General features: G+C 65.1%; 4 protein-coding genes. 1 reads left to right on the top strand and 3 read right to left on the bottom strand.

The genetic code is table 11. The features are described 5' to 3' along the window. Positions 1-308: 308 nt before the first annotated feature. The gene (locus tag VGP39_RS18120; RefSeq protein WP_327569474.1) at positions 309-1,298 is read right to left on the bottom strand and encodes a bifunctional riboflavin kinase/FAD synthetase; all 990 of its coding nucleotides are present in this window, start codon (positions 1,296-1,298) and stop codon (positions 309-311) included. 208 nt (positions 1,299-1,506) lie between these two features. Here VGP39_RS18120 and VGP39_RS18125 point away from each other — a divergent pair, with 208 nt between their 5' ends. Next, the gene (locus VGP39_RS18125) at positions 1,507-1,902 is read left to right on the top strand and encodes a response regulator (protein WP_327569475.1); all 396 of its coding nucleotides are present in this window, start codon (positions 1,507-1,509) and stop codon (positions 1,900-1,902) included. Between the two features lie 265 nt (positions 1,903-2,167). Here VGP39_RS18125 and VGP39_RS18130 read toward each other — a convergent pair whose 3' ends face one another. Beyond that, positions 2,168-3,019: a TIGR01459 family HAD-type hydrolase gene (locus VGP39_RS18130; RefSeq protein ID WP_327569476.1), complete on the bottom strand. Its 852-nt coding sequence runs from the start codon at positions 3,017-3,019 to the stop codon at positions 2,168-2,170. Between the two features lie 15 nt (positions 3,020-3,034). Beyond that, positions 3,035-4,465: an EAL domain-containing protein gene (locus VGP39_RS18135; RefSeq protein ID WP_327569477.1), complete on the bottom strand. Its 1,431-nt coding sequence runs from the start codon at positions 4,463-4,465 to the stop codon at positions 3,035-3,037. Between the last annotated feature and the right edge of the window lie 75 nt (positions 4,466-4,540).

A 4,540-nucleotide genomic window follows, 5' to 3' on the forward strand; every position in this document is an offset into this window, starting at 1 on the left:
GGCGGCGGTCTTCTGTTGATCGTTCATGGCGGCTCTGATCAGGCGTTGGCTTGAAGGGGAGGCGAATACGGAAAACCCCGGTCTTGCGCTGAGCTGAAGCTCAGGCGGAAGCCGGGCCGCTAATGCCGATTATGATGCGCCATGCCAACATGGGCTCTCCATAGCAGCCAACGGACGAAATCGCAAAGCCTCGCACACCCCCTCCGTCATCCTGACGGCCGCGCGCTTGCGCGGCGTCTCGAAGGATGGACGCGGGCGCCGTCGCTCGTGGCCGATCCTTCGAGGCTCGCCGCTTTGCGGCGAGCGCCTCAGGAGGACGGAGAGGTTGGGGAGATATCCCCCAACCTCGGAAACGCACCGGGCGCAGCCGCGAGCGCCGCGCGCGCCTTGGCGCTGTCGTCGTCCATCTGGCGCACCAGCGCCTCGACACCGTCGAACTTCAACTCATCCCGGATGAAGGCGATGAAGGCGACGTCCAGCACGGCCCCGTAAAGATCACCCTTGAAATCGAACAAAAACACTTCCAGCAGCGGCGCGCCGTTGTCGAAAGTGGGGCGGCGCCCAAAACTGGCGACGCCGTCGAGCAGCTTGCCGTCATGGCCGACCCGCACCGCATAGATGCCGTGCTTGAGGCCGCAATTCCTGTCGAGTTTCATGTTGGCGGTGGGATAGCCGAGGTCGCGGCCGCGTTTTTCGCCGTGGATCACCTCGCCTGTGACAAACCACGGGCCGCCGAGCATGGCGGTAGCGTCGGCGATCTGCCCTTCGGCCAGCGCCATGCGGATCGCGCTCGAGGATACCGGGCGCTCCTCGATGTCGACATGCGGCTGCACGTCGACCTCGATGCCGAGGCGCGGAGCCTCGCTGACCAGCAGGCTCGGCGAGCCGACCCGGCCCTTGCCGAAATGAAAGTCGTAACCGACCGCGATGCCGCTGATGCCGAGCCGGTCGATCAGATCATGGTGAATGAAATCCTGCGCGGAGGTGCCGGCGCGCGCCTTGTCGAAGCTCATCACCACGGCGCCCGCAAGGCCCGCCCCCGCCAAAAGTCGCAGCTTGTTGGTCTCGCTGGTCAAGCGGAATTGCGGGGTGTTGGGGCTGAAAAAGCTGCGCGGATGCGGCTCGAACGTCACGGCAAAAGCCGGCCGGTCATGGCTGCGCGCCATCGCAAGGGCTGCGGCAATGACGGCGCGGTGGCCGAGGTGGACGCCATCGAAATTGCCCATCGCCACCACCGCCCCCTTGGGGATCGCGGTTTTGGGCGTGGTGTCGCGGATAACGGCAAAACGGGGCGTCATAGCGGGATTCTTAAGGTCAATCCGGGCGGGGGCGGGACCGTGACGCGGAGGCACCGGCCAAGTCAAGCGGCCGCGAAACCGCGGTTTCCGAACGGTCGGGTTAACGGGCTGTTTAAAGGGGAATGCTAGTGCTGGGGGAGGTCGGCGGCGGCTACCGGTGGATGCGCGGTTCGTCGCCGTCAAGTGTCGCGTGTAGGGAGCTTTGAAGATGGCGGTTGATTTGTCGATGTCGGTTCTGGTGGTGGACGACTACAACACCATGATCCGCATCATACGCAATCTTCTCAAGCAGCTCGGCTTCGAGAACATCGACGACGCCAGCGACGGCTCGGCGGCGCTGAACAAGATGCGGGCCAGGAAATACGGCCTCATCATCTCCGACTGGAACATGGAGCCGATGACCGGCTACGACCTGCTCCGCGAAGTCCGCGCCGACCCCAATCTCGCCACCACGCCGTTCATCATGATCACGGCCGAATCCAAGACCGAGAACGTGATTGCCGCCAAGAAGGCCGGCGTCAACAACTACATCGTCAAGCCGTTCAACGCCGCCACGCTGAAGACCAAGATCGAGGCGGTGTTCCCGGACATGGCGACGGCGTAAACTTCTTCACCTCTCCCCGCTCTTTTGCGGGGAGAGGTCGACGCGCATCGCCAGATGCGCGGCGGGTGAGGGGCGAGGCACTGCACCAGCAAAACTCACAGCATCTCGGGTCGGCACATAAGCCTCGAAAACCTCGAAGCAACTTGTGTGACCCGAGCGTCATCACTCTTGTCCAAGGCAGTGCTTGGCCCCTCACCCGGAGACTTCGCTTCGCTTCGTCTCCGACCTCTCCCCGCGAAGAGTGCGGGGAGAGGTGAAGGGCGCCCTACCACCGCAGCTCCCGCATCAGCGCCAGCGGCGGGTGGCCGAATAGCTCCTTCACCGAGGCCGGATCGAGCTGGTCGATGCCTTCGAAATCCCCGGAATGAATGCCGCGGGTCACGAACAGGCAGTTGATTCCGAATCCATGGGCGCCGGCGAGATCGGTGCGTACCGAATCGCCGATCGCAAGTACGCGGTCGAGCGGCGTCGCCTGATTGCGGCGCTCGGCCGCGAGCTCAATGGCGCGTTCGTAGATCGGCCGGTGCGGCTTGCCGTAGAAAACCACGTCGCCGCCGAGTTCGCGGTAGAGTTCGGCGATGGCGCCGGCGCAATAGATCAGCCGGTCGCCGCGCTCGACCACGATGTCGGGATTGGCGCAGATCAAACGCAGGTTACGTTGGCGCGCGAGCAGCATCATGCCGCGATAGTCTTCGGCGGATTCGGTTTCGTCGTCGAACAGGCCGGTGCAGACGATGTAGTCGGCCTGCTCCAGCGGCGCCAGCACCGGATCGAGGCCGCGGTAGATCGAGTTGTCGCGCTCGGGCCCGAGCCAGTATACTTTCCGGCCCGGGTGATCGGCGACAAAATGACGGGTCAGATCGCCGGAACTGACGATCGCGTCGTAGGCCTCGTCGGGAACGTGCAGCTTGCGCAATTGCCGCTGCACCGAATCCGCAGGCCGCGGCGCATTGGTGATCAGGATCACGGTGCCGCCTTGCGCGCGAAATGCATGCAGCGCCGCGCAGGCTTGCGGAAATGCCTCAAGGCCGTTGTGCACCACGCCCCAGATGTCGCTGAGCACGACATCGACTCCGCCCACAAGGTCGCGCAGGTTCTCGACGAATCGAAGCGTCATCGGGTGGGTTGCCGGTCAGCCCGGCCCGACGGCGCGGCGCGCCAGCGCGGCATTGCCTGAACTGCGCGGCGGATCGGCCCTGAGCGCATCGGAAGCGGGTCTTGCTGCGGCATTGGGAACCTGTGCTTTGTCCGGGGCCCCGGTAGCAGACGCCGTCTCGGGCCGCAACGGCCGGGGTGCTGCGAACAAAAACCCCTGCCCGAAACGCACGTCATAGTCGAGCAGATCGACCACCGAACGCTCGCCCTCGATCCGCTCGGCGACAAGGTCGATGCCGAAGCGGCCGAGCAGGTCGGACAGGTCCGAAGGGTGAATGTCGGACGCCGAGGTCTGCCGCTGGTCGAGCAGCAGGGACGCCGGCACCTTGATGAAACGCACGCCGCGGTCGGCGAGTTCGCGCGGCTCGATCCTGAGATCGGTGACGTGGTCGATGGAGAAGCGATAGCCGCGCTGCGCCAATGCGGCGAGGTGCTCGGTCTCGCTGGGCCCGAGATTGCGGAACGTGCTCAGCTTGAATTCGAGCACGAAGGAGGCCGCCAGCGCCCGGTTGGCCTCGAGGAAATCCAGGCACTGCGCGAAGGTGGCGGGATTGCTCAAGGTCGCGGCGGCGACGTTGCAGAATATGCCGACCTCCTTGTTGCGTACCATCAGCCGGCGCAGCACCTGCACGCATCGCAGCATCACCATGTGATCGATGCGTCCCATCAGCCCCGCAGCCTCCGCGGTGCCGATGAAGTCGTCGGGGGTGAGGATCTCGTCCTTGTCGTCGCGCAGCCGCGTCACTGCCTCATAGAACCGCACCTTGCGCTGCGGCAGCGTCACCATCGGCTGCAGATAGATGTCGATGCGGCTGGCCTCGATGGCGCTCTTCACCGCGGCGAGGATTTGCGCGTTGCTGCGGGGGGCGGCGGCGTCGGCGGCGGATGGAGCGGCCGGTTCGGCAACGGGTGCGCCCGGATTTTCCGCGGCCTCGGCAACAAACGGCAACTGCGTTTGCTGATGATTCGGCGGGTCGTTCATCACCGACGGCGCCGGCGCGGCCGACGACAGCAGGTCGTCATGGGCTGCCACCGAGAGCGCCAGTTGCTGCACCAGCACGCCGAGTTCGGCGATCTCGCCGGCCACCGATTGCACGCGATCGGCATTGGCGGAATTGGCCGACACCACCCGGCCCTCGACCAAGGCTAGGCGGCGTCCGAACTCGGCGACCTGGCGGGCGAGGTCGGCGGTTCCGCGCGACAGGTCGGCGATCTGGCCGCTGACATCGCTGCGGTCGCGCAGCCGCATCGACACCGCATTGTACAGGATCAGGAAGGTCAGCGCGGTCAGCGCCACGATCGCCGATTGAGGTCCCGAGATGCCCGCCACCGAGTACAGCACGAGACCCAGCGAGGCCGCGACCAGCACCATGCAGATAGCGACGAAAATCGTGGAAATGCGAATCACGCGCGCAGGGTCCTCAAGCCCCAAAGCTTCGGGCACGCTTAAGCTTAGCATTATTGTTGATTCGAAAAGCCGGGG

It is taken from the genome of Bradyrhizobium sp. (assembly GCF_036009065.1).
In the GTDB taxonomy this organism is placed as follows: Bacteria; Pseudomonadota; Alphaproteobacteria; order Rhizobiales; family Xanthobacteraceae; genus Bradyrhizobium.